Genomic DNA, 24,742 nt, shown 5'->3' with positions numbered 1-24,742 from the left:
GATTTCGGGTCCGCGAAGTGAGCCTGTCCTTCGGACTATGTTTCCCGCGAAAATTGTGGCAGTTCCATAGTCTCAGTCCGTGAATGGGCTGAGTCAGTTCCGCCGTGGAACGGAGGGGCCATGGAATGCGCGCGGTGCGGGAGGCAAAATCAGCCAGGGAGAGCCTCGTGCGATCTCTGCGGTGAGCCGCTCGGCCTTCGATGTGAGGCGTGCAGCCACGCCAACAATCCGTCGAATCGTTTCTGCGGCCAATGTGGCTCGCCGCTGCCGGGCCGGCTGGCCGTGCCGGACCAGAGCGCCCAGCGCGTGCTGCGGACCCTGAGCAGCAAGGGCGGTGAGCGCAAGCGCGTCACCATCCTGTTTGCCGATATTCGCGACTCCACCCAGCTGATCGACAGCCTCGGCGACCCCGAGCTCGCCATGCAGCGGCTCGATCCGGTGCTCAATCTTATGAAGGAGGCGGTTCACCGCTACGACGGCGTCGTCAACAAGACGCAAGGCGACGGCGTCATGGCGCTGTTCGGGGCTCCGGTGCCGCATGAGGATCACGCCGTGCGCGGCTGTCTCGGCGCGCTCGCGATGCAGGACTCGATCGGCCGCCTGGCCGACCCGCGCCTGCAGGTCCGGGTCGGGCTGCACACCGGCGAAGTCATCGTCCAGGTCGTCGACAACAGCATGTACCAGACCTATGACGCAGCCGGCGCCAACGTCCATCTGGCCAACCGCCTCGAGCACATGGCCGAGCCAGGCACGATCCTGATCAGCAAGGAGACCTACACCGGCGCCCGGCAATTCGTCGAAGCCGAGTCCCTCGGCACTCATGCTCTGCGTGGCATCGCCACGCCGGTCTCGATCTACAGACTGATTGGCCGTCTGAACGCGCCGGCAAGCGACGTGTTTCGCAGCGGGCAGCGGCTGCTGCCGCTGATCGGACGCAACGCCCAGCTCGAGGTGCTCGAACGCGAGCTCGACAACGTGCTGGCGGCGCGCGGCGCCGTGGTCGGCATCGTCGGCGAGGCCGGCATCGGCAAGAGCCGGCTGTGCTTCGAGTTTGCCGAGCATTGCCGCCGCCAGGGCATTCGCGTCTACGAGGCGCGCGTGCTCGCGCATGGCCGCACGACGCCGTTTCAGCCGGTCCTCGAATTGCTGCGCGACTTCTTCGGCATCCGGGCCAAGGAGCCGGTGGAGGTCTCGCGGCACCGCGTGGTCGAGAAGCTCGAGCTCATCGGCATCCCCGATACGTCGCTCGTCCTGCTGCTTGACTTCATGGGCCTGGCCGATCCGACCCGTCCTGCGCTGCGGCTCGATCCCGGCGTGTTCAAGACCCGGCTCTTGAACGTGTTCAGGATGCTGTTTCGCTCGGGCCCCGCCGATGGCGGGACGGTGATCATGATCGAGGATCTGCATTGGATCGATGAAGCGAGCGAGGAGTTCGTCGAGGCGCTTGCGGAAGCCACCATCGGCACCAAGACCCTGCTGGTGGTGAACTACAGGCCCGGCTTTGCCGCGTCCTTCATGCAACGCGCGGCGTTTCACGAGCTGCATATCGTGCCGCTCCAATCCGCCGAAGCACGCGAGTTGCTGCGCGGCGTGTTCGGCGATGATCCCTCGCTTCAGGCGCTGGCCGGTGACATCGTCGAGCGCGCGCAGGGCAATCCGTTCTTTCTGGAGGAGCTGGCGAGCGCCGTCTCCGAGAGCGGCGGGTTCGAGGGCGAGCGCGGCGCCTACCGTCTCAAGGGCGGCATTGGTCCCATTCCGCTGCCGCCGACCGTGCATGCCGTGGTCGCGGCGCGCATCGATCGCCTCAGCGAGACTGCCAAAAGCGTGCTGGAAACGGCGGCGGTGATCGGCCGTTCGGTTGCGCTTGCGGTGCTCAGGCCGGTGATGGGGCTCGCCGATGCCGAGCTGTTCGACGCGCTCGCTCAGTTGCGCAACGCCGATCTGCTCTACGATCTGCCCCCGTTCGACATGGGCGTGCTCGCCTTCCGCCATCCGCTGATCCAGGAGGTGGCCTATTCGATGCAGCTGCGCTCGCGCCTGAGCAGCGTGCATTTGTCGGTCGCCAAGGCGATCGAAGCACTGGATTGGGGAAGCCAGGATGAGTTCGCCGCCCTGATCGCCTCGCACTATGAGTTTGCCGGCCAGACCATGCCGGCCATCGAGCATCTGCAGCGGGCCGCGCGTTGGATCGGCCGCACCAATACCGCAGAAGCGCTGCGCCTATGGCGGAAGATCCGGGCGATGCTGCAGCCATTGCCGCAGTCGGATCACGTCGATCGCCTCCGCGCGCTGGCCAGCGGCCAGATCCTCAATTGCGGATGGCGCGAGGGCATGTCGGCTGACGAAGTGAGGCCGTTCGCAGAGGAGGCGCTGCGCTATGCGCGCTCCTCCGACAAGATGCACGAGCCGATTCTGCTCGGCGCCTATGGCCGGGTACTTGCCTCGACGGGAGCGGCGGATGACTACGTCAATCTGGTGCACAACGCCGTCACGCTGACGTCCGAGGAGGGCGATGTCGGCCGCTACGCAACCGTCAACGCCATGCTGGCGCAGGCCTACTTCATGTCGGGCCGGGCTCGCGAAGCGTTGGCTGCGGCCGAGACAGCGCAACAAGCCATTGCCAGCCAGGGTGGATTTGACACGAACGTGACGCTCGGGCTGACCGCCAATCAGATCCTGGGCTTCGATGTTGAATACTGGATCAAATGCCTCAAGGCACGCATCCTGCTTCAGCTCGGACGATTCGATGAGGTCGCGAGCGAGCTGGCCCATTTGCTTCGTGACGTGGATCAGCAGGTCGCCGCCGTCGTGCGCTTCATCCCTCATTTCACATCGGTCGAATTTGGATGGGCGACCGACAACGCCGCCTTGGTCCAGGAGCATGCCGCGAGAGTGACTGAGATCGCTGAGCAATCGGGCATGCCGTACATTCGCGTCGCCGGCTTGTGGTGCGCCGCCTTGGCCCACGCGGCCTCGGGAGATCCTGCCTTGGGGGCACAGGAGCTTCAGGACGCCATAGCCTATGCGCGACGTGCGAGGGCCGGTCTCGAGTTCGAGGCGCGCATGCTGGCGTCTCACGCCGCGGTGCTGCGGCAGGCCGGACAAATGGAGATGGCTCTCTCGGTGACTGAGGAAGCCATTACAGTCGGCAGAAGACGAACGGATCGCGCCGCGCAGCTGCAAGCTCTGCTCCTGAGAGGAGTCATCGTGAGCTCCGCCCCGCATCTCTCGGAAGACGATGATCCTCGTCGCCTGCTGGCCGATGTCGAAGTCATGTTCGAGGCCGCAGGCGCGGATTTGTACCTGCCGCTGTTGATGGCGCTCCGGTCCTCCCTTGAACAAGTAAGATGATATGGGCAAAGTGCCGGCGTTTGTATGACTAAACGCAATTGGCGGGGGGCCCATGGGTGCAATGATCAAAGACAGCACGACGCTGGATATCGTCGTGCAATTGAACAAGCGTTTCGACTCGGATGCATTGGCCGAGATGGTCGAGCTGCAGCGTGAGTTCGGTGTTTTCTCATTACAGCATGGATTGCAGCAGTCGTTCGCTTTGCTGGGAATCGTTCCGTCCGACTGGTCCGAGCGGCGGCGCTGGTACAAATTCCTGGAATTCCTCAAGACCTATCCTTCCGATCTGCCCAACGTGAATGGACACGACCGGGTCATCAAGGCTTTCAAGGACAACCTCGAAGCCGAGAAGCCGCTTCCTGTCTCGATCGTGTGCCACGCTGCGGCTGACGATCCTCGTGTCACGGTCTGCGAAGGGCGCCCTGTGGTGTTCTCGCTCGATGTTCACGTGATGGTGTCCATTCCGACGACGCCGGGCCGTGAAGTCCGCCGTCAGGCGGCCGAGACCGCGCGCGCGAGGCGGGTCGAGAAGCGCAAGAAGTGAGCGAGGCCGGGGGCCGGGGTGCTGGACGGCAGGCTCCTGATCTGGAGGCCATCTGCTCCGGCGTCGATGCCTACTACACGGCCTGCGTCGCGCGTCACGGTGCGACGCCCCGTGGCGTCGATTGGTCGTGCGAGGCGACGCAGGGCCTGCGCTTCGTGCAGCTGATGAAGTTGTGCGATGCGTCGGCGCCATTCAGCCTCAACGACATCGGCTGCGGCTACGGCGCACTGGTGCCTTTTCTCGCCGCGCGCTTTGCATCTTGTGAGATCGACTATCTCGGCATCGACCTGTCCCGCGCCATGATCAGCCGGGCGCGTCGCCGCTTTTCCGCGCCCCAGCGTCGTTTCGTCGTCGCGACGGAGAGTCCGCGCATGGCCGACTATTCGGTCGCGTCGGGGATCATGAACGTCAATGTCGGCCATCCCCGTAAGGTCTGGGAAAGCTATGTCAAGGATGTGTTGCGGCAGATGCACGCAACCAGCCGGCGCGGTTTCAGCGTCAACTTCATGCGCGCCGATGCAGCCGGTCACGCGGAGGACGACCTCTCGGAGGCGCAGCTTTATCGCACCACGCCGGAGATCTGGGCTGAGCACTGCGCGCGCGAGTTTCCGGTCATGGTCGACATCATCGACAACTACGGCATGAAGGAGTTCACGCTGCTGGTGCGCCGCAAGCCCGATGCCGTTCCGTTGCAGACGAGTCTGTCGCACTGATGTCTGTTGCATCGTCGAAGGCTGATCGGCGCATGACGGCGATCGAGCGGGCGGTCGATGTGCTGATCTCGTCGCGAGGTCACGCCGGCCCTCCGCGGCTGGAGCGGGCCTGCGCGCTTCTGCGCCGGCAATCGCCGCTGCACTGGGTCGAGCGTCCCGGCGTGCGTCCGTTCTGGGCCGTCACCCGCTATGCCGATGTCGGCTCGATCGAGACGCGAAGCCGCGAGTTCGCCGCGGGGCCGCGGACCTATCTCGCCAGCGAGATGTCGGAGGCCGTGCTGCAGCGTGTCACCGGCAAGCCGCAGCTCGTGCGGAGCCTGACGGAAATGGATCCGCCGGATCATTCTGCATATCGCGCCATCACTCAGGGCGCATTTTCACCAACAGCCCTGCGCGACATGGAGGCTTGGCTGTCGCGGTGGTCCGCTGACATCATCGATCGCGCCGCGGCGCGCGGTGATGCTTGCGACTTCGCGGCTGACGTCGCGCTGCCGTTTACCTTCCGCGTCATCGGCCGCATGCTGGGCACGCCCGAATCCGATGATGCGCGGCTCGCCCGCCTCGCCCAGGCGTTCGTCAGTGCTGAGGATCCGCGGCGGCGGCTTGCGGAGGCGCCCGGCGACACGATGCGCATGGCGATGCTGGCGCTGCGCGATTATTTCGAAGCGGTCATCGCCGATCGCCGCGCCGCCCCGCGCGAGGATCTCGCGACGCGAATCGCCCATGCCCGGCCGCACGATCAGGCGATGCCGCATTATGAGTTGATCTCCTATTTCATCCTCCTGGTCACCGCGGGCCACGACACCACGGCGCTTGCGCTCGCCGGCGGCCTCGAAGCGCTGCTGGCCGCGCCCGATCAGTTCGCGCGCCTGCGTGCGGAGCCCGCGCTCCTGGACAGCGCCATCGAGGAGATGCTGCGCTGGACCAGCCCGGTGCGCCACTTCATGCGCACGGCGCTCTGCGATACCGAAGTCGCAGGCCAGCCCATTCGCGAGGGGGAGGCTCTGGCGCTGTTCTTTCATTCAGCCAATCGCGACGAGACAATGTTCGAGAACGCCGGCACGTTCCGGATCGATCGCAGTCCCAACCCGCACATCGCCTTCGGGCGCGGTCCGCACATCTGCATGGGGCTGCAACTGGCGCGCATGCAAATGCGGGCGCTGTTCGCGGAACTGTTGCAGCGAACGAAGCGGATCGAGCTGGCCGGGCGTGTCCGCCGCGTCGAGTCGCCGTTCATGAGCGGCGTGAGCGCGCTGCCGGTCCGCATCTCGTTTTGCGCGCCGCGCCGCTCGGCGATAGCATAGCGCACGATCAGCGGTCCGCCGGCGCGATCGATATCTGTCAGAACTGGGCGACCAATGCGCGGTGCGCCGGTGATTCCGGGCAGTTCCTCACCGAGGAGAGCCCGGCAGAACAGCGCGGCTGTTGCGCGAGTTCTTTCTGAGCGAGTGACATCAGCGCCGTGCCTTGAAGAACTCCTTGAGCATCTGGGCCGATTGCTGTTCGCCCACGGCGGAGTAGACCTCCGGCACGTGGTGGCAGGTCGGCGAGGCGAAGAAGCGGACGCCGGACTCGACCGCGCCGCCCTTGGGATCGGCCGCCCCGTAATACAGCCGGCGGATGCGGGCGAAGGAGATGGCGCCGGCGCACATCGTGCACGGCTCGAGCGTGACGTAAAGGTCGCAATCCACGAGCCGCTCGCTGCCGGTCGCCTGGGCGGCTTGGCGGAGCGCGAGGATTTCGGCGTGGGCGGTCGGGTCGCGGTCGGTCAGGGTCCGGTTGCCGGCGGTGGCGAGCACCTCTCCGTTCCGCACCACGACGCAGCCAATCGGCACTTCGCCGGAAATTGCGGCCGATTCGGCCGCTTTCAGCGCCAAATCCATGAAAGAAGGGCTGTTCATGGCTCGTATTACCCGGTCAAGTCTGCTACTGCATCGCCCTTCAGCAAAACCGGACACCGATTTCCCGCGTGACATGCGCTGCTCAGAGCGCGCGTATCACCCCGCGTCCTGCACCTCGAAGCGAGACCTTCATGCCCCGTGACACCGACAAAGACAACGATTCCCGCGGCCGCCGCGGTGGCGCCCCGCGAGGGCGGTCCGAGGGGCCGAAGGGACGCTCGGGCGCCGCGCGCGGGCCGGAGAAGAAGTTCGCCAAGCGCGGCTTCGGCGACAAGGAGGGCGGCGGCAAGAGCTTTGCCAAGCGCGATGGCGGCAAGCGTTCGTTCGACGAGGGCCGCGCGCCGCGCCGCCGCGACGACGGCGATGCGCCGCGCAAATCCTATGGCGACAAGCCGCGCTTTAACCGCGACGAGCGGCCGCGCGGCGACCGGCCGTATGCGGCGCGGTCGGGCGACGGCGAGAAGCGTGCCTTCAAGCCGCGCGGTGACCGGCCGAAATTCGACCGCGATGATCGCGGCGGCGAGAAGCGTCCCTACACGCCGCGCGCCGGCCGTGACGAGGCGCGTCCCGCGGGCCGGTCGTCGGAGCGCAAGTTCGGCGAGCGCAAGCCCTACGCGTCGCGGGAGCGCGACGGCGAGAAGCGGCCGTATACCCCCCGCGGCGAAGGCGCGCGCGATCGCGGCGACCGCCCGGCGCGCAGCTTCGGTGACCGTCCGCCACGCGGAGGCGATCGGCCGGAGCGGAAGTTTGGCGGCGAGCGCAAGTTCTCGCGCGGTGCCGAGGGCGATCGCGGCGAGCGCAAGTTCGGTGGCGGCGCGCGGGGGCCGCGCAAGGAGTTCGGCGATCGTCCGCCGCGCGGTGAGAGCAAGCCGTGGCAGAAGCGCGATGGCGAGGGCGATCGCGGCGCGCGTTCCTCGCGCGAAGGCGGCCGCAGCTATGACCGTCCGCGCTCTGACCGCACCCGCGAGGATCGTCCGAAGTTCGACCGGCCGCGTGATCGTGGCGATGACCGCGGCTTCGACAAGCCGCGTCGTCGTCCCGAGGGGCGCACTGACTGGCAGGAGCACCCGCGCAGCGAACGCCGCGATTTTGGTGATCGGCCGCGCCGCGACAACGAGAACGACAGCGAGATCTTCGCCAAGCGCCCGGCATTCGGCGGCCGAGGTCCGTATCGCGAGCGCAAGCCTGAGCCGGAGAAGCGCAGCAAGCGCGTCGTGCCCGACGAAGCGCCGCGACCGGGCAAGACGGGCGAGCGCATCGCCAAGGTGCTGGCGCGCGCGGGGCTTGCCTCGCGCCGCGACGCCGAGGAGATGGTGACGCAGGGCCGCGTCAGCGTGAACGGCCGCGTCATCAACTCGCCGGCGCTCGACGTCACCGAGAACGATGAGATCAAGGTCGACGGCGCGCCGCTGCCGGAGCGCGAGCGGACGCGGCTGTTCCTGTATCACAAGCCGCGGGGGCTGATGACGACGCACAGCGACCCCGAGGGCCGCCCGACGGTGTTCGACAATCTGCCCGAGGGCCTGCCGCGGCTGATCTCGATCGGCCGGCTCGACTTCAACACCGAGGGCCTCTTGCTGCTCACCAATGACGGTGGCCTCGCGCGCGTGCTCGAACTGCCGGACACCGGCTGGACCCGGCGCTACCGCGTTCGCGCCCATGGCGAGATCACGCAAGGACAGCTCGACCAGCTCGCCGCGGGCGTCGAGGTCGACGGCGTGAAGTACGGCCCGATCGAAGCGACGCTCGAGCGCGATCAGGGCGCCAATGTCTGGCTGGTTGTCGCGATCCGCGAGGGCAAGAATCGCGAGGTGCGCAACGTGCTGGCGCATCTCGGCCTCGAGGTGAACCGCCTGATCCGCGTCTCCTACGGCCCGTTCCAGCTGCTGGAGCTGCCCGAGGGCGAGGTGCAGGAGGTCAAGACGCGGGTGCTGCGCGAGCAGCTCGGCGAGAAGGTCATCGCGCAATCCGGCGCCGATCTCGGCCCGGCCGGCGCGGGCAATCGCGAGCCGTTGCCCGATCCGAAGCCCAAGCCGAAGCGCGAGGTCGTCGCCGATCGCAAGGGCCGCCGCGTGCTGGTGCAGCGCACCGGCAGCGAGGAGGCGCGCGAGCGTCACGAAGCCGAAGCGCGCTTCCCCGGCCCGCCGAAGCGCCCGAAGCGCGGCTACCACGGCAAGCGCGATATCAGCCCGCGGGATGATGAGTAGGACGATGCCATCGGCTGCGATGTATGTCGCGAGCGCAGCGCTCCTCGCTGACGCTCGGGTGGTCTTTCCTCTCCCTCCCCCCTTGTGGGGGAGGGGCGGGGAGGGGGGTAACCCAGCAGGCAGTCTCGCTTGTGGCACCCCCACCCCCGACCCCTCCCCGCCTAGCGAAGCTTCGCTTCGTGCGGGCGGAGGGGGGCGCAGCTCGCCCGTTGCTATGACGTCGCTCAACACTCGCAGAGGCAAGTGATGCGTGTCGTCGGGGGGCGGCTGAAGGGCCGCAGCATCGCTTCGCCTGCGTCGCGCGATATCAGGCCGACACAGGACCGGCTGCGCGAGGCGCTGTTCAACATCCTCGTGCATGCCTACGATAATCCGATCGAGGGCGCGCGGGTGCTCGATCTGTTTGCCGGCACCGGCGCGCTCGGCATCGAGGCGGTGTCGCGTGGCGCCGAGTTCACTCTGTTCGTCGACAATGGCGCCGAGGCGCGGGCGCTGTTGCGCAACAATGTCGAGGCGCTCGGGCTTGGCGGCGTCACCAAGGTGTATCGCCGCGATGCCACTAATCTCGGCCCGGCGCATCCGGTCGAGCCATTCGCGCTGGTGTTTCTCGATCCGCCCTATGGCAAGGGCTTGGCGGAGACGGCGCTGGCCTCGCTGCGCGACGGCGGCTGGCTCATGCCATCGGCACTGCTTGTGGTCGAGGAGTCCAAGGCCGCGGCGTTCAAGGCGCCTGAGGGGTTTGAAGAGCTCGAGCGGCGTGCCTACGACGACACGGAGTTCGTCTTCTTGCGTCGCTCGTGATCCACACTCGGTGTCGCCCCTGCGAACGCAGGGGCCCATAACCACAGGATTGCGTTGGGAGGCAGGGTGCTCGCGACGTCGTTCTTGTCCCTCACATCTGCTGCGGCGTATGGGTCCCGGGTCGGCGCCCCCGCGGCGCCTTGCGCCGCTGCGGCTTGCCCGGGACGACACCGGAATTGTAGCTATCGTCGTGGCCTCAATCGTTGTCGCTATCTCCTCCCGAACAGCTTCTCGACATCGGCGAGCTTGAGCTCGACATAGGTCGGGCGGCCGTGGTTGCACTGGCCGGAGTTCGGCGTGTCTTCCATCTCGCGCAGGAGCGCGTTCATCTCCTCCGGCTTGAGGCGGCGGCCGGCGCGGACGGAGCCGTGGCAGGCCATGGTGGCGGCGACATGCATCAGCCGGCGCTCCAGGGGCAGCGCCTCGCCCCATTCCTCCATGTGCTCGGCGAGGTCGCGCAACAGCGCGGAGGCATTGATCTTGCCGAGCAGCGACGGCGTCTCGCGCACCGCGACCGCGCCGGGGCCGAAGGACTCGATCGCAAGGCCGAACGAGGCGAGCTCATCACTCCGCGCGAGCAGCGACTCGACCGTGGCCTCGTCGAGCTCGACGATATCGGGGATCAGCAGGATCTGCCGCTGCACGCCGTGCGTGGCAAGCGAAGACTTCAGCCGCTCATAGACGATGCGTTCATGAGCGGCGTGCTGGTCGACGATGACGAGGCCGTCGCGCGTCTGCGCCACGATGTAGGTGTCGTGGATCTGCGTGCGTGCGGCGCCGAGCGGACGGTCGAGCAGGTCGGGTGTAGCCGGCTGCTCATGCAGGCGCAGATCGGCGCGCGGACCGCCGACGTCGAACGCCGCCTGCATCGGCTCGGCGAAGGCGGCAGGTGAGAACGCTGCCGCAGTCGGCGCCGCAGCCGCATCGTCATAGCGCTGGATCGGCGCAACCGGCGCTGACGGCGAACGCTGCCACTCCCAGTTCATCGGACCAGGATTGGGCCGCGGCGGCGTGAACGCCGGGCGGAATGCGGCGATGGTCGCGCCGCCGTCATTGGCTGCGGTGCGGCGGCCTTCGCGCGCCAGACCTTCCTTCAGCGCGTGGATGATCAGTGCGCGCACCAGGCCGGCATTGCGGAAGCGCACCTCGGTCTTGGCCGGATGCACGTTGGCGTCGACCTCGTGCGGATCGAGCGTCACGAACAGCGCCACCACCGGATGGCGGTCGCGTGGCAGATAGTCGGCGTACGCTGCACGCACCGCGCCGAGGATCAACTTGTCGCGCACGGGGCGGCCGTTGACGAACAGATACTGCCCGAGCGCATTGGCGCGGGTCAGAGCCGGCGCGGCAGCGAAGCCTTCGACGACGACGTGATCGCGCTCGCTGCGGACCGCGATCGCGTGGCTGCGGAAGTCGGCGCCCAGGATATCGCCGAGCCGGGTCAATTGTCCCGGCGCGCCGGGCAGCGCGGCGGCCCAGGTCACCGGCGCGCGCTCCTCGCCGGCGAGCGTGAAGGCGATGTCGGGCCGCGCCATGGCGAGCCGCCGCACCACCTCGCGGATCGCTTCGGCCTCGGTGCGGTCGGTCTTGAGGAACTTCAATCGTGCGGGTGTGGCGTGAAAGAGATCGGCCACTTCGACGCGGGTGCCCTGGTTGAGCGCCGCCGGCACGATGTCGGACTTGTCGCCGCAATCGACATGGATGCTCCAGGCATGCGGCTCGCTCTTGTGCCGCGTCGTGATCGACAGCCGCGCCACCGAGCCGATCGACGGCAGCGCCTCGCCGCGGAACCCGAGCGTGCGGATCTGCAGGAGGTCCTCGTCGTCGAGCTTCGACGTTGCATGTCGTTCGACGGCGAGCGCGAGATCTGCTGATGTCATGCCGCCGCCATCGTCTGTGATCGCGATCTTCCGCCGGCCGCCGCCATCGGTGAAGATGTCGATGCGGTGGGCGCCGGCATCGATCGCGTTCTCGACCAGCTCCTTGACCACGCTCGCAGGGCGTTCGACCACTTCGCCGGCGGCGATGCGGTTGATGACCTGCTCGGGGAGTTGGCGGACGGGCATGACGGGACTGGCTTGGATTCGAGTGGCTTGGATTTTGAAGGCTCGCGATGCCACGAGAATAGCGTTTTTTATGCAGTGCGGCAGGCGAAAGCCACGTTCTCCAACGGGATTGTGAGGCAAGCGGGGCCGGTATATCGTTTCGCGAAAATCACAATCTGCCGGAGGAAGCCCATGTGCCGCCTGTTCGCACACCAGCCTCAGCGCGATTATGAGTCGCAGACCCGCTCGTTGCGGATCGGCGGCCATAGCACGTCGATCCGGCTCGAAATGGCGTTCTGGGACACGCTCGAGGAGATCGCGGCGAAGGAAGGCATGAGCGTCGCCAAGTTCGTGACCACGCTGTATGCCGAGGTGCTCGACCATCACGGCGAGGTGAAGAATTTCGCGTCGCTGCTGCGCTGCTCCTGTCTGATTTATCGCGCGAAAGCGAGCGCGGGAATGCCGGATTTCGCCGCGGCGGCGATCATGGACGCGGCGGAGTAGGGCGAGGCCATCCTTCGAGACGCCGTGATCGTTTGGGCCCATAGGCCCTCGCGCCGTCATGGCCGGGCTTGTCCCGGCCATCCACGTCAGACGACATTCGCGGAGCCGCGTGGATGCCCGGGACAAGCCCGGGCATGACGAGTAACAAGTTGGCACTTGGAACTGGGGCGACAAGGAGTCCTAAATCTCCTTCTTCTGCATCGCGCCGGCGATGTAGTCGGCCTGGCGGATCGCCAGCGCCACGATGGTCAGCGTCGGATTGCACGCTGCACCCGTCGTGAACTGACTGCCGTCCGACACGAACAAATTCTTCACGTCGTGCGTCTGGCCGAACTTGTTGACCACACCGTCTTTCGCCTTCTCGCTCATCCGGTTGGTGCCGAGATTGTGCGTCGAGGGGTACGGCGTGGTCGGATAGGTCACCGTGGCGCCGACCGCTTCGTAGATCGCCGAGCCCTGCTTGTAGGCGTGGGCGCGCATCGCGACGTCGTTGGGGTGATCGTCGAAATGCACCGAGGCCACCGGCATGCCGAACTTGTCCTTGGCGACCGGATCGAGCGTGATGCGGTTGGTCTCCTGCGGCATGTCCTCGCCGACCAGCCACATGCCGGCCATGCGCGGATAGGTCTCCATCGCCGCGGTGAAGCTGCGGCCCCAGGCGCCGGGATTGAGGAACGCGGCCATGAAAGGGAGGCCGAGCGACAAGGTCTCCATCTCGTAGCCGCCGACGAAGCCGCGCTTCGGATTGAACGCGGCCTCGTCACGGACGATGCCGGCCATCGTGGTGCCGCGATACATGTGCACGGGGTTTTCGAACGTCGCGTAGACGCTGCCGGTCATGTGCCGCATGTAGTTGCGGCCGACCTGGCCCGACGAGTTCGCAAGCCCGTCCGGGAACAGGCTGGAGGCGCTGTTGAGCAGCAGCCGCGGGCTCTCGATCGAGTTGCCGGCCACCGCCACGATGCGCGCCTTCTGCTGCTGCATCTTGCCGTCGGCGTCGGCATAGACCACGCCGGTGACCTTGCCGGACGCGTCATGCTCGATCTTGATCGCCATGCAGCCGGAGCGCACCTCGAGATTGCCTGTAGCCTCGCCGTTGGGAATCTCGGTGTACAAGGTCGACCATTTCGCACCGGACTTGCAGCCCTGGAAGCAGAAGCCGATCTGCTGACAGGCGCCGCGGCCGTCGCGCGGCTGCGAGTTGATCGCCATGTTGCCGGTGTGCACGGTCTTGTAGCCGAGCCGCTTGGCGCCGGCTTCGAGCACCTTGAAGTTGTTGTTGCCGGGCAGGCCGGGAATGTCGTTGGTGCGCGTCACGCCCATCTTGAACTCGGCCTTGGCGTACCACGGCGCCATCTCGGCGAGGGTCACCGGCCAGTCGAGCAGCGTGGTGCCGGGCACGCCGCCATAGGTGGTGCGCGCCTTGAACTCGTGCTCCTCGAAGCGCAAGGAGGCGCCGGCCCAGTGCACCGTGGAGCCGCCGACCGCCTTCACGATCCAGGCCGGCAGGTTGGCGAAGTCCTTCGCCACGCGCCAGCTCCCCGAGGTCGTTCGCATGTCGGTCCAGGCGAGCTGGGTGAAGCTTTCCCATTCGTCGTTGATGAAGTCGGGGATCTCGTAGCGGCCGCCCGCCTCGAGGATCACGACCTTGATGCCCTTCTGTGCGAGCTCGTTGCCCAGGGTGCCGCCGCCGGCGCCCGAGCCCACGACCACGACCACGCCCGAATCGTTCAGATCGAATTTTGCCATTGTGGTTTCCTCCGTGTTCTCTTTGTTGTTCGCCGGCGTCAGGCTTTGGGCAGCCAGTCAATGTCGGAGAAGCCACGGTTGATGTAGCCGCCATGCTCGGCGGAGGAGCCCTCGTAGCCGAACTTCGGCCAGAGCTCTTTCTGATTGTAGAGCGACACCACGAGGTCGCCGCGCAAGGTCTTGAAGAAGGTGGTCTGCTCGATGCCCATAAGCAGCGCGACGCGGTCGGTCTCCCACGGCACCTGCGCATACGGCACCTTGTGGCGATCCCTAGCGTCCTGATCCAGGCGCGCGATGCCGTCATTGATCATCGCCTTGACGGCGGCGTCTTCGGCGGCCTTGCCGTCCCACGGCTTGACCGCGACGATGTAGTAGCGGTCGGCGAGGAAGTCGTGCGGATAGATATCGCGCGCGACCTTGACCAGCGTCTTCAGGGTGGCCGGCGTCAGCGCCTTGGCATCCTCGGCCCAGGCGTCGGTGATCCCCAGGCCGGTAGCGGATGCAACGGCCGCGGCCGGCACGGTCGAGGCCGCGCCCTTGAGAAAGACGCGGCGGTCGTATTTGTTGCGGCGATCGACTTCTCTCATGGGTAGTTCCTCCGTTGGTTTTTGTTTGTAGTTCCGCAGTCTCGCGGTTTCAGCCGAAGCGGCCACCGCGCTGGATGACTTCGATCTTGTAGCCGTCGGGGTCGCTGACGAAGAAGAAGCGGGCCAAGGTCGCGCCATTGTGCTTGAAGTCGCGCAAGGGGCCCGGCGCCAGGTTCTCGCGCTCGAAGCGGGCATGCTCGGCGTCGACATCGTCGACCACGACGGCGAGATGGCCATAGCCGTCACCGAGCGTGTACGGCTCCTTACGGTCGAAGTTCACGGTCAGCTCGACCTCGAACGGCGAGGACGGGTGGCGCAGATAGATCAGCGCAAAGCCGTCGAAGCGGAGATTGTCGGCGATCTCCAGACCGAAGGCGCGCTTGTAGAAATCGAGCGCCTTGGCCTCGTCGAAGACGCGGATCATGGAGTGAACGGGCTTTGCCATCTCAATTGTCCTTCAGGTAGTTGATGATCGCGGCGCGCACATCGGGCTTGGCCTGGCGATAGGCCATGACGGCGCCGGGGATCAGCTCTTGCGGATTGGTCAGCCAGGCGTCGAGCTTGGCCTCGTCCCAGGTGAAGTCGGCTTTCGCAAAGCCGGCGGAATAGCGGAAGCCTTCGACGGAACCGGCGCGGCGGCCGACCACCTTCGACAGCGGCGGTCCCTGGCGCATCGGCTCGGTGCTGCTCAGCGTGTGGCAGACACCGCATTGCTGCTTGAACAGGGTGGCGCCGTCGACGGGTTTCGGGGAGGGCAGCGCCATCTGCGCCGAGGCGATCGTGGTGCCGAGCACCGCGTTGCAAAACAGTCCGACAAAAACAGACGCACACTGCGCCGCACGCCATCCCGACATCGATCCTCGCTCTCGTTTTTTCTGAGAGTAGGTCGCAGCCGACGCGGCGTGGTAGTAGCCGGCTGTTTCAGCGAGAACAAAGCGGGCGCATGATCTGTCTGCGACGCAGCATATGTCAGCGGTGCGGACTAATCGTCGAAGCGGCGCGCGCCGCGGCCGGCCTTGACGTCGCTGCGCAGCTTCTTGCCTTCGAGGCGGCGCTGCTTGGAGCCGAAGGTCGGCTTGGTCGGGCGGCGGACCTTCGGCCGCACCATCGCCTCGCGCAGCAGGGTCACGAGACGCTCGATCGCATCCGCCTTGTTGCGCTCCTGGGTGCGGAAGCGCTCGGCCTGGATGACGATGACGCCGTTCTTGGTCATGCGCTGGCCGGCGAGGCGGGCCAGCCGTGCGGCGGCATCCTCCGGCAGCGTAATGCGGCTGGTGTCGAAGCGCAGCTGCGCCGATGTCGACAGCTTGTTGACGTTCTGGCCGCCCGGGCCGGAGGCGCGGACGAACGAGATCTCGATGTCGTTCTCGTCGATGGCAAGGTCGCGGGAGATCCGCAGCATGGGGCACCAGGTGGATTCGAAGGATTTTGTGGGCACCATAGCGGGTTTAGCGGCGGCGTGCGCGGGGGTGACATCGACAATGCGGTTGGCCGTGACAGCCGCCCAAACCTCCGCTGTCATCCCGGCGAACGCCGGGATCCATAACCACAGGGAGTTGTTTGGGGCAGGCTGGTCATGACCACCTCCCGTATCATTTCGGCTGCGGCGTATGGGTCCCGGATCGGCGCCGCGCCGCGCTTGCGCGCGTCGCGGCTTGTCCGGGACGACGGCGGTGGGGGAGGCGGACTTCACGGTTCAAACAGCGACGGATAGGCCACGTGCACAGCCGATCGACGGACATAGCGGTGCGCTCTCGCGACACGCGTGCCCGAGCGTTGCGTCATCATGGCCCTCTCGAAGTGCAGAGGGCGCGGGGAATGCCGGGCGCTGGCCGCACCCATGGCCCGCCTGCGAAAAAAATGCAGGCGGCAGGTACCACAGGTTCAGCCGAGACATCCCGGCATTCCCCGCGCGATGGGTTGAACGCTTATACGCAGTCTCCCTGGTGCCCGGCTCGTTGGCCACCATGCCGCGACAATGCTTGCGCATCGCGCGGGTGACACCAGCATCGGGGTGTCAGGACGCTGCGACTTCACGTCCGCGGCCAAGCCGTTCGTCGGCGCGCCCGAAGACACGCTGCGGCTCGATCGCGGCCATCGCATCCCCACCTCGCGTGTCGTGACGATCGCGCGCAACGCCCCTCTGCGGTGAGGGGGGATGGGGGGAGATAAACATGGATTCAGAAAAATAGCAAGCGGTTTATAATTTTCGGAAGTCTGGTGCCTCAACCTCCGCCGTCGTCCCGGGCAAGCCGCGACGCGCGATAGCGCGTCGAGGCGCCGACCCGGGACCCATACGCCGCAGCAGATGTGATGATAGGAAGTGCCAACGACCGGCGTGCCTCAAACCCCTCCCTGGGGGTATGGGTCCCGGATCTGCGCCGCGCCGCGCTGGTGCGCGTCGCGGCTTGTCCGGGACGACACCATTTGTGTTGTGGCAGCTGTGGTCAACCGCACCGAGGTGATGCGCCGCCGCCGCCCTCAGTTCGTCTTCGTCACCGGTGCCGTGACCGGCGCCTGCGCCGGCTCCGCTGCCGCCTGCGGCGTGCGGCCGACGACCGCCGTCAGCAGACCCTGGCTCCAGAGCTGCTTGGCGGCCTTCTTGGCATCGTCCAGGGTCACCGCATTCACGATCTCGCTGCGCTTCTCGATGTAGTCGATCGGCATCTTGTCGAGCTGGTATTGCAGCATCGCCTGGGCGAGCTTGGAGGAGGTGTCGAGCGCCAGCATCTGCGAGCCGTTGATGTAGGACTTGGCCTCGTCGAGCTCCTGCTGGGTCGGACCTTCCTCGGCGATGCGGCGGATCTCGCCCTCGACCGCGGCGATGGTCTCGCCGGCGCGGTCGAAGCGGGTGGCGGTGTTGCCGATGAACAGCGCGGAGTGGTCCATCCACAGCAGCGCGTCATAGACGGAGTAGGCGAGGCCGCGCTTTTCGCGGACCTCCTTGTAGAGCCGCGACGACAGGCCGCCGCCCCCGAGGATGTGGTTGACCACATAGGCCGCCATGAAGTTCGGGTCGTGGCGGCGGATGCCCGGGCCGCCGAAGGTGATGACGGTCTGCGGCACGTCGAGCGGCACCAGCACGCGCTGCGGCGGCTTGGTGGCGACGACGTCGGGCACCGGCGTCAGCTGGGCCTTGGCCGGCAGGCTGCCGAAGGTCTGGTCGAGCAGCTTGCCGAGGGTGGCCGGATCGACGTCGCCGACGACGGCGACCCTCAAGGTGTCCTTGGCGAGGATGCGCCTGGTGTAGTCCCTGAGGTCGTCGACGGTGATGCTCGGCACGCTCTCCAGGGTGCCGTTGGACGGACGGCCATAGGGGTGGTTGGGGAAGGCGAGTTCGAGGAATTTGCGGCCCGCCAGCGAGCTCGGATTGGTGGTCTCGCGGCGCAGGCCCGACAACACCTGCGACTTGATGCGCTCGACATCGGCGCTGTCGAAATGCGGCGAGGTCAGCGCCGTGCGCAACAGCTCGAAGGCCTCGTCCTTGTTGTCGCGCAGCATCCGCAGCGAGCCGCGGAAATTGTCGCGCGCCACCTGGAACGACAGCTCGATGGCGCGGCGGTCGAGCCGCTCATGGAAGGTCTTGGAGTCGAGATCGCCGGAGCCTTCATCGAGCAGGTCGGCGACCAGATTGCCGACGCCGGGCTTTCCTTGCGGATCCTGCGCGGCGCCACCCTGGAAGGCGTATTCCATCGCGATCAAGGGGACCGTGGCGTCCTGGACGAACCAGGCCTCGATGCCGCCGGGGGAGACCAGGCGCTGGATCTTGGTGGCGGCCTGGGCGGCCGGAGCCAGCGTGAGCGCACCGACGGCGACGGCGAGGGTGCAGACGAAACGGCGGGTGAAGCTCATGGTGTTCATCACGACCGCTTCTCCTCGCGCTTGGCGGCATTGTCCTTGATCAGATAGCCGGTGACCGAGCGCTTCTTCTGCAGCCAGGTCTGCGCGGCCGCGCGGACCTGCTCGGCGGTGACGGCGCGGATGCGGTCCGGCCAGCTCCGGATGTCCTCGATGGAGAGCCCCGTGGTGAGGCCGCCGCCATACCAGCGCGCCATCGTCGCCTGGTTGTCCTGGGCATAGATCGCCTCCGCGATCAGTTGCGTCTTGACGCGTTCGAGATCGGCGGCGGGCACCGGGTTCTGGGCGAGCTCGGCGATGACGCTGTCGACGACAGCCTCGACCTGGGCGAAGTCGACGCCCGGCCGCGGCGAGGCCGCGATCGAGAACTGGGTCGGATCGAGCGACGTGCCCTGATAGGACGCGCTGGTGTTGATCGCGAGCGGCTTGTCGACGACGAGCGCGCGGTAGAGATAGGAATTGCTGCCGCTGCCCATCAGCTGCGCCAGCACGTCGAGCGCCGCCGACTGGCCGGGCGCGGCCGTCGTTGCCGACGGCACCAGATAGAACCGGCGCATCGAGGGCTGCTCGACATGCGGGTCGGCGAGCGTGACGGTCCGCGGCGCAACCGGCTCCGGCTCCTGCGGACGCATGCGGCGGGCGGGAATGTCGGCTTGCGAGGGGATCTTCGCGAACGTCTTTTCGACAAGGGGACGCACTTCGTTGACGTCGGTGTCGCCGGCGATCACCAGGATCGCATTGTTGGGCGCGTAGAAGCGGCGATAGAAGGCGAGCGCGTCCTCGCGGCTCAGCTTCTCGATCTCCGGCTTCCAGCCGATGACCGGGCGGCCATAGGGATGGTTGACGTAGAGCGCCGCCATGATCTGCTCGTTGAGGCGGGCCTCCGGCGAGTTGGCGACGCGCATGTTGTACTCTTCGAGCACGACGTCGCGCTCGGGCAGCACGTTCTCGTCCTTCAGGACCAGGCCGGTCATGCGGTCGGCCTCGAAATCCATCATCTTTGGCAGCTGGTCGCGGGGCACGCGCTGGAAGTAGCCGGTGTAGTCGACCGAGGTGAAGGCGTTCTCATTGCCGCCGATCTTCAGCACGGTCTTGGAGAACTCGCCGGCCGGATGTGTCTCCGTGCCCTTGAACATCAGATGTTCGAGGAAATGCGCGAGGCCCGATTTGCCGGGTGTCTCGTCGGCCGAACCGACCTTGTACCAGATCATCTGCGTCACCACGGGGGTGCGGTGATCCTGGATCACGACGACCTGCAGGCCGTTGGGAAGCGTGAAGCTGGCGGGGGGCTCGGAGGCGAACGTCGTTTGCGCCGAAGCGCCGGCCGTGAACGCCAGGAGGGAGACGAGCGCGGCGGCGACGAAGGTGAACCGGTGCGAGGACATCATGATCCTTCTGAAGGCCCGCGAGATCGGGCGATCGGGTTTGAGCGCAGCATGCTACACCGCGCGGGACGGAGCCCGGCGTCACAAAACGGCGACATGCTGCCGCCGCAAGACATTAAATTTCGCTAACGCCGGGCGGCGCCGGCATATCCGGGACTTGACGGACGGCAACCGCCGTCACCGTTCCTTGCCGGTCATGATGTCCAGCTGCTTGCCGCCGATCGGCTCCTGCGCGCCGCCGGTGCCATAGGCATAGCTCGGCGACGGGGTCTGGTAGCCCGGGGGCGGCTGGGTCAGGGTTTCGCGCTGCGGCTCGGTGGTGAACTGCTTGGTCTCGGTGTCGCTGCCGCCCTTGAACAGGCCGAACAGCGAGCCCTTGAAGCCGAGCTGCGACGGGCTCATCATTGGATTGTTGCTCACGCCGGGCTGGATCGGCTCGGTCTGCTTGGCGGCAGCCGTCCGGCCCATCTTCATCTCGGCCGGGGTCAGCGGACGGGCCGCATTCACCGGGTCCTTGTTCTCTTTCTTGCGCGCGGCGGCGGCGGCGCGGCGCTGCTGCTCGTCCGGGTCCTTCGGCCAGTTCGGCGCGGTGGCCTGGGCGGCGGCGGCAGCCGGCGGCGGCAGATCGAGCTTGGGCGGCACCACCAGCGGCGAGCGCTCGCGGTAATTGATCGTCGGCGTCTCCATGTTGGTTCCGCCGAGACCGCGCATCAGATTGTCGATGATCTTCTCTTCGAAGGTCTTGTCGTCCTCTTCGTCCTCCTGGGCGCGGGCGGTGCCCGCGGCCATCACGAGGCCGATGCCGAGCGCGACGGCGGACAGCCGCAGGGCGCGAAGGGCCGTGTGGGTCACGATCCGGCTTGAGACTTCGGTCTTGCGCATGGCTTTCCCTGTCCTCGCTTGTCCAGTGCTCGTCCTCGACGAACCGGCCGCGAATCCAACTAGAGAGGACCCACGACCTCGGCGGGCCGTCCGGTCGTCGAGCCGATCTCAAAAACGTGAAGAACGTCAGGCTCTTGACCTGGGATCGATATCGGCCGGTATCGACCCCGATCAGGGCGCTTTTGCGGCGGGACCCCCGAAGAAGGAGTCATACAGCAGGCCCGCCACCCCGGCAACGATGGCCACGTCGGCCATGTTGAAGATGTACCAGTTGTAAACCGTGCCGCCGATTTCGATGTGGAACAGCGCGAAATCGACCACCGCGCCATAGGCCAGCCGGTCGATGCCGTTGCCGATGGCGCCGCCGATGATCAGGCCGAGCGCTGTCGTGGCGAGCTTGGTCTCCGACCGCGCCATCCAGACGGCGAGCAGCACCACGGCCACGACCTTCACCGCCATCAGGCCATATTGCGCCAGCGGGCTGTCGTTCTGCAGCCAGCCGAAGCTGATGCCGATGTTCCAGGCGAGGACGAGATCGAAGAACGGGGTGACCTTGACCGTGCCGCGGTTGGGCAGGTCGAACGCATAAAGCAGCCACAGCTTGGAGGCCTGGTCGATGACCAGGGTGGCGAGGCCGGCGATGAGGCCGAGGCGGAGGCGGGGGGTCATGGATTTGGCGTGATCGTGCGGGGGCGCTTGGCACGGGCAAAGCTGTCGTCCCCGCGAACGCGGGGACCCATACCGCGGACGGCCAGTTGGTGGAAAGGACTCGGAGTCATCAGTCTTTGCTCACCAAGACGGCCGGTGGTTATGGGTCCCCGCGTTCGCGGGGACGACAACTGAGGGGGGCGCGGGCGGACGGGCAGCATCACGCGGGATGCGGTCACTACACATTGGAGCTGAGACGTCTCGACATCCTCCGCTGTCGTCCCGGCGAACGCCGGGACCCATACCGCGTAATGGGTGTTGGCGGAGAAGGTCTGGATCATCGCTCTTCGTTACACCAAAGCCGGGGCCATGGGTCCCGGCGTTCGCCGGGACGACAGCAGAGTGTGACGCGCGATCGCGCATCACACCGCGACCCCAAGCGCCTTCCATTCGCGCAGCGCCTGGGCGTCGCGGGGGGAGACGTCGGGATATTCGGCGTCCTCGCCGACGCTCTCCAGGATCTTCCAGGAGCGGGCGCACTTCTTGCCGACGGCTTTCTCCACCACGACGCCGACACCCGGCACCGCATCGAGCCGGAAGGCCTCGGCCGGCGCCTCGCCCTCGCGGACCTCGTAGTTCGAGGTGATGCAGACCTCGGCGAGATCGGTGTCGAACAAGGTGCCGAGCAGGGCGCGGTCGGCGACGTAGATGATCGGCGAGGCCTCGAGCGAGGACCCGATGGTCTTTGCCGCACGCGCGAGCTCCAGCGCGCCTGTGACGACGCGCCTGACGTTGCGGATGGTCTCCCATTTCGCGGCGAGCTGCTCGTCGCGATAGCCGTCCATCGACTCCGGGAATAGCGTCAGGTGCACCGACGGCTCCGCGTCCGGCCGATACATCCGCCATGCCTCGTCCGTGGTGAACGACAGCACCGGCGCCAGCCATTTCAGGATGGCGTCGCAGATCAGGTCGATCGCGGTCAACGCCGCCTTGCGCGCCACCGACGACGGCGGGTCGCAATACAGCGTGTCCTTGCGGATGTCGAAATAGAACGCCGACAGCTCAGTGTTCATGAACGCCGCGAGGCTCGCGATCACGGTCTTGTAGTCGAACGCGGCATAGGCACGGCGGATCACCTCGGCCTGCTGGCTCAGCTGATGCAGCATCAGCCGCTCCAGCTCCGGCATCTCAGTGAACGCGACCGCCTCGCTGCGGTTGTAGTGGTGCAAGGTGCCGAGCATCCAGCGAATGCTGTTGCGCAACTTGCGATAGGTCTCGATGGTGTTCTTCAGGATCTCCGGGCCGATGCGCTGGTCGTCGGCGTAGTCGGTGGCGCAGACCCACAGCCGCAGGATGTCGGCGCCGGAATCCTTGATCACCTTCTGCGGCTCGACGGTGTTGCCGAGCGACTTCGACATCTTGCGGCCGTTCTCGTCGAGCGTGAAGCCGTGCGTCAGCACGACGTCATACGGCGCGCGGCCGCGCGTGCCGCAGCTTTCCAGCAGCGACGAGTGGAACCAGCCGCGATGCTGATCGCTGCCTTCCAGATACATCACCGTATCCTGGCCGCCATCGACCTTGCGCTTGATGCCGGCGAGGCCGGGGAAGTGCACGGGATCTTCGAGCACGAAGGCGTGGGTCGAACCGGAGTCGAACCAGACGTCGCAGATGTCATCGACCTTCTTCCAGTCCTCGTTGGCCTTGGGCCCGAGGAAGCGCTCGCGCGCGCCGTCGGCGTACCAAGCGTCGGCGCCTTCTTTCTCGAAGGCGTCAGCGATGCGGGCGTTGACCGCCTCGTCCTGCAGGATCTCGGCGGAGCCGTCGCCCTTCTCGCGCACGAACACCGCGATCGGCACGCCCCAGGCGCGCTGGCGCGAGATCACCCAGTCCGGCCGGTTGGCGATCATGCCGTTGATGCGGTTCTGTCCGGCGGCCGGCACCCATTGCGTGACGGAGATCGCCTGCAGCGCGCGGGCGCGGAGGGTATCGCCGGACTTGGCTTTGCCGTCATCGGCAATGTCCTTGTCCATCGCGATGAACCATTGCGGCGTGTTGCGGAAGATCACCGGCTTCTTGGAGCGCCAGGAATGCGGGTACTGATGCTTCAGCCGGCCGCGCGCCAGCAGCTGGCCAGCGTCGGTCAACGCCTTGATGACGGCCTCGTTGGCGTCGCCCTTCTCGCCCTTGTCGTTGATGACCCGCTTGCCGGTGAAGCCCGGGGCGTGGTCGGTCAGCGCGCCGTTCTCGTCGACGGTGTAGGGGATCGTGGTCGCGATGCCCCGGCCGTCGAGTTCGCGCGCATTGGCCATCCAGACGTCGAAGTCCTCGCGGCCGTGGCCGGGGGCGGTGTGCACGAAGCCGGTACCGGTGTCGTCGGTGACGTGCTCGCCCGACAGCAGCGGCACGATGAAGTTGTAGCCGCCTTCGAGGCCCTTGAACGGATGCGCGCATTCGACGGCATCGAGCGTGTCGCCGGGGATGTCGCGCAGCTTGGTGTAGCTCGTGACGCGCGCCTGCTTGAACACGCTCTCGGCGAGCGCGTCGGCCAGGATCAGCTTGTCGCCGGTCTTCGCCCAATTGTCGGCGGGCGCGTCGGTGACCTCATAGAGGCCGTAGGCGATCTTCGGCGAGAACGAGATGGCGCGGTTGCCGGGCAGGGTCCAGGGCGTGGTGGTCCAGATCACGACCGAGGCGCCCGCCAGCGCGCCATGCGCCGGCGAGGTCACCGGAAACTTCACCCACACCGTGTCGGACTGATAGTCCTCGTACTCGACCTCGGCCTCGGCGAGCGCGGTCTTCTCGACTACGCTCCACATCACGGGCTTGGAGCCGCGATACAGCGTGCCGTTGGCGGCGAACTTCATTAGCTCGCGCGCGATCTGCGCCTCCGCCGGATAGGTCATGGTGGCGTAGGGATGATCCCAGTCGCCGATCACGCCGAGGCGCTTGAATTCCTCGCGCTGAACGTTGAGCCAATGCTCGGCATAGGCGCGGCACTCCCGGCGGAACGCGACCATGGCGGCGCTATCGCGGAAGTCGGGCTTGGTCTTGCCCTTCTTGCGATAGTTCTCCTCCTCGATCTTCCATTCGATCGGCAGGCCGTGGCAGTCCCAGCCGGGCACGTAGTTGGAGTCGTGGCCGAGCATCTGCTGGCTCTTGGTCACGACGTCCTTGAGGATCTTGTTGAGCGCGTGCCCGATATGGATGTTGCCGTTGGCATAGGGCGGGCCGTCATGCAGGACGAATTTCGGCCGGTGCTTGGCGGTCTCGCGCAACTTGCCGTAGAGATCGATGTCGTTCCAGTATTTCAGCAGCTCCGGCTCGCGCTGCGGCAGGCCGGCGCGCATCGGGAATTCCGTCTGCGGCAGGTACAAGGTTTTTGAATAATCGGCGGCGTCGGATTTTTGCGGCTTGTCGGACATGGGGATCTGGCTTGATGAGCTCAAAGAGGGGCGCGAGGGCGCGATCTGGGATCGCGGGCGGCGGAACGAGCAGAGACATCCCGGTCTTGCGCCGAGCTCGAAAAGCTCAGGCGGAAGCCGGGCCGCTAATGCCGATGGTGCGCCG

At 66.6% G+C, this 24,742-nt stretch carries 20 protein-coding genes; 8 read left to right on the top strand and 12 right to left on the bottom strand.

Features of this window, described 5'->3' with window-relative positions:
* The first annotated feature begins 120 nt into the window (after positions 1-120).
* From BRAD285_RS27310 to BRAD285_RS27295, 4 genes are read left to right on the top strand one after another with little or no spacing between them, the layout of a single operon-like run.
* The gene (locus BRAD285_RS27310; protein WP_006610395.1) at positions 121-3,351 is read left to right on the top strand and encodes an adenylate/guanylate cyclase domain-containing protein; all 3,231 of its coding nucleotides are present in this window, start codon (positions 121-123) and stop codon (positions 3,349-3,351) included.
* Between the two features lie 52 nt (positions 3,352-3,403).
* Positions 3,404-3,895, top strand: a complete 492-nt coding sequence (locus tag BRAD285_RS27305) for a hypothetical protein (RefSeq protein WP_172889820.1) — start codon at positions 3,404-3,406, stop codon at positions 3,893-3,895.
* On the top strand, positions 3,892-4,608 hold the full coding sequence (locus BRAD285_RS27300) for a trans-aconitate 2-methyltransferase (protein ID WP_006610397.1): 717 nt from the start codon (positions 3,892-3,894) through the stop codon (positions 4,606-4,608). Before BRAD285_RS27305 ends, BRAD285_RS27300 begins: the two co-directional genes overlap by 4 nt.
* On the top strand, positions 4,608-5,912 hold the full coding sequence (locus tag BRAD285_RS27295; RefSeq protein ID WP_006610398.1) for a cytochrome P450: 1,305 nt from the start codon (positions 4,608-4,610) through the stop codon (positions 5,910-5,912). Before BRAD285_RS27300 ends, BRAD285_RS27295 begins: the two co-directional genes overlap by 1 nt.
* Positions 5,913-6,062: 150 nt before the next feature.
* On the opposite strand, the gene BRAD285_RS27290 is transcribed toward BRAD285_RS27295, so the two are convergent.
* Entirely contained in the window at positions 6,063-6,509 is a 447-nt protein-coding gene (locus tag BRAD285_RS27290) for a nucleoside deaminase (RefSeq protein ID WP_006610399.1), read from the bottom strand.
* A 131-nt stretch (positions 6,510-6,640) separates the two neighbouring features.
* Between BRAD285_RS27290 and BRAD285_RS27285 the strand changes: the two genes are divergently transcribed.
* On the top strand, positions 6,641-8,716 hold the full coding sequence (locus BRAD285_RS27285; RefSeq protein WP_006610400.1) for a pseudouridine synthase: 2,076 nt from the start codon (positions 6,641-6,643) through the stop codon (positions 8,714-8,716).
* Between the two features lie 246 nt (positions 8,717-8,962).
* Positions 8,963-9,517, top strand: coding sequence for a 16S rRNA (guanine(966)-N(2))-methyltransferase RsmD (gene rsmD / locus BRAD285_RS27280; protein ID WP_006610401.1), 555 nt, complete (start codon positions 8,963-8,965; stop codon positions 9,515-9,517).
* A gap of 209 nt (positions 9,518-9,726) precedes the next feature.
* On the opposite strand, the gene mutL is transcribed toward rsmD, so the two are convergent.
* On the bottom strand, positions 9,727-11,583 hold the full coding sequence (gene mutL, locus BRAD285_RS27275) for a DNA mismatch repair endonuclease MutL (RefSeq protein ID WP_006610402.1): 1,857 nt from the start codon (positions 11,581-11,583) through the stop codon (positions 9,727-9,729).
* A 171-nt stretch (positions 11,584-11,754) separates the two neighbouring features.
* Here mutL and BRAD285_RS27270 point away from each other — a divergent pair, with 171 nt between their 5' ends.
* The gene (locus tag BRAD285_RS27270) at positions 11,755-12,066 is read left to right on the top strand and encodes a ribbon-helix-helix domain-containing protein (RefSeq protein ID WP_006610403.1); all 312 of its coding nucleotides are present in this window, start codon (positions 11,755-11,757) and stop codon (positions 12,064-12,066) included.
* Positions 12,067-12,246: 180 nt separating this feature from the next.
* On the opposite strand, the gene BRAD285_RS27265 is transcribed toward BRAD285_RS27270, so the two are convergent.
* From BRAD285_RS27265 to arfB, 5 genes are all read right to left on the bottom strand, one after another.
* Entirely contained in the window at positions 12,247-13,815 is a 1,569-nt protein-coding gene (locus BRAD285_RS27265) for a GMC family oxidoreductase (protein WP_006610404.1), read from the bottom strand.
* A 38-nt stretch (positions 13,816-13,853) separates the two neighbouring features.
* Entirely contained in the window at positions 13,854-14,402 is a 549-nt protein-coding gene (locus tag BRAD285_RS27260) for a hypothetical protein (protein ID WP_006610405.1), read from the bottom strand.
* Positions 14,403-14,451: 49 nt separating this feature from the next.
* Positions 14,452-14,847 (bottom strand): VOC family protein, encoded by a 396-nt coding sequence (locus BRAD285_RS27255; RefSeq protein WP_006610406.1) that lies wholly within the window; start codon positions 14,845-14,847, stop codon positions 14,452-14,454.
* A gap of 1 nt (position 14,848) precedes the next feature.
* Positions 14,849-15,166 carry a c-type cytochrome gene (locus BRAD285_RS27250; protein WP_035645171.1) on the bottom strand — a complete coding sequence of 106 codons (318 nt, stop codon included), beginning with the start codon at positions 15,164-15,166 and terminating at the stop codon, positions 14,849-14,851.
* A 218-nt stretch (positions 15,167-15,384) separates the two neighbouring features.
* Complete coding sequence (gene arfB, locus BRAD285_RS27245) at positions 15,385-15,804, bottom strand: alternative ribosome rescue aminoacyl-tRNA hydrolase ArfB (protein WP_006610408.1); 420 nt, start codon at positions 15,802-15,804, stop codon at positions 15,385-15,387.
* Positions 15,805-16,380: 576 nt separating this feature from the next.
* Between arfB and BRAD285_RS35910 the strand changes: the two genes are divergently transcribed.
* The gene (locus tag BRAD285_RS35910; RefSeq protein WP_006610410.1) at positions 16,381-16,554 is read left to right on the top strand and encodes a hypothetical protein; all 174 of its coding nucleotides are present in this window, start codon (positions 16,381-16,383) and stop codon (positions 16,552-16,554) included.
* Between the two features lie 329 nt (positions 16,555-16,883).
* On the opposite strand, the gene BRAD285_RS27230 is transcribed toward BRAD285_RS35910, so the two are convergent.
* The 5 genes from BRAD285_RS27230 to ileS all read right to left on the bottom strand — a co-directional run bounded on the left by BRAD285_RS27230 (position 16,884) and on the right by ileS (position 24,597).
* Positions 16,884-18,263, bottom strand: coding sequence for a pitrilysin family protein (locus BRAD285_RS27230; RefSeq protein WP_006610411.1), 1,380 nt, complete (start codon positions 18,261-18,263; stop codon positions 16,884-16,886).
* Complete coding sequence (locus tag BRAD285_RS27225; protein ID WP_006610412.1) at positions 18,263-19,648, bottom strand: pitrilysin family protein; 1,386 nt, start codon at positions 19,646-19,648, stop codon at positions 18,263-18,265. Before BRAD285_RS27225 ends, BRAD285_RS27230 begins: the two co-directional genes overlap by 1 nt.
* Before the next feature lie 174 nt (positions 19,649-19,822).
* Positions 19,823-20,527, bottom strand: coding sequence for a hypothetical protein (locus BRAD285_RS27220; RefSeq protein WP_035645159.1), 705 nt, complete (start codon positions 20,525-20,527; stop codon positions 19,823-19,825).
* A 171-nt stretch (positions 20,528-20,698) separates the two neighbouring features.
* Positions 20,699-21,196, bottom strand: a complete 498-nt coding sequence (lspA, locus tag BRAD285_RS27215; RefSeq protein ID WP_006610414.1) for a signal peptidase II — start codon at positions 21,194-21,196, stop codon at positions 20,699-20,701.
* A 401-nt stretch (positions 21,197-21,597) separates the two neighbouring features.
* Positions 21,598-24,597 carry an isoleucine--tRNA ligase gene (gene ileS / locus BRAD285_RS27210; protein ID WP_006613533.1) on the bottom strand — a complete coding sequence of 1,000 codons (3,000 nt, stop codon included), beginning with the start codon at positions 24,595-24,597 and terminating at the stop codon, positions 21,598-21,600.
* Positions 24,598-24,742 lie beyond the last annotated feature (145 nt).

Origin of the sequence: Bradyrhizobium sp. ORS 285 (assembly GCF_900176205.1) — a bacterium.
Taxonomy (GTDB): Bacteria; Pseudomonadota; Alphaproteobacteria; order Rhizobiales; family Xanthobacteraceae; genus Bradyrhizobium.
The sequence above is the reverse complement of the archived record's forward strand: the minus strand, read 5'-3'. Positions and strand labels throughout refer to the sequence as shown.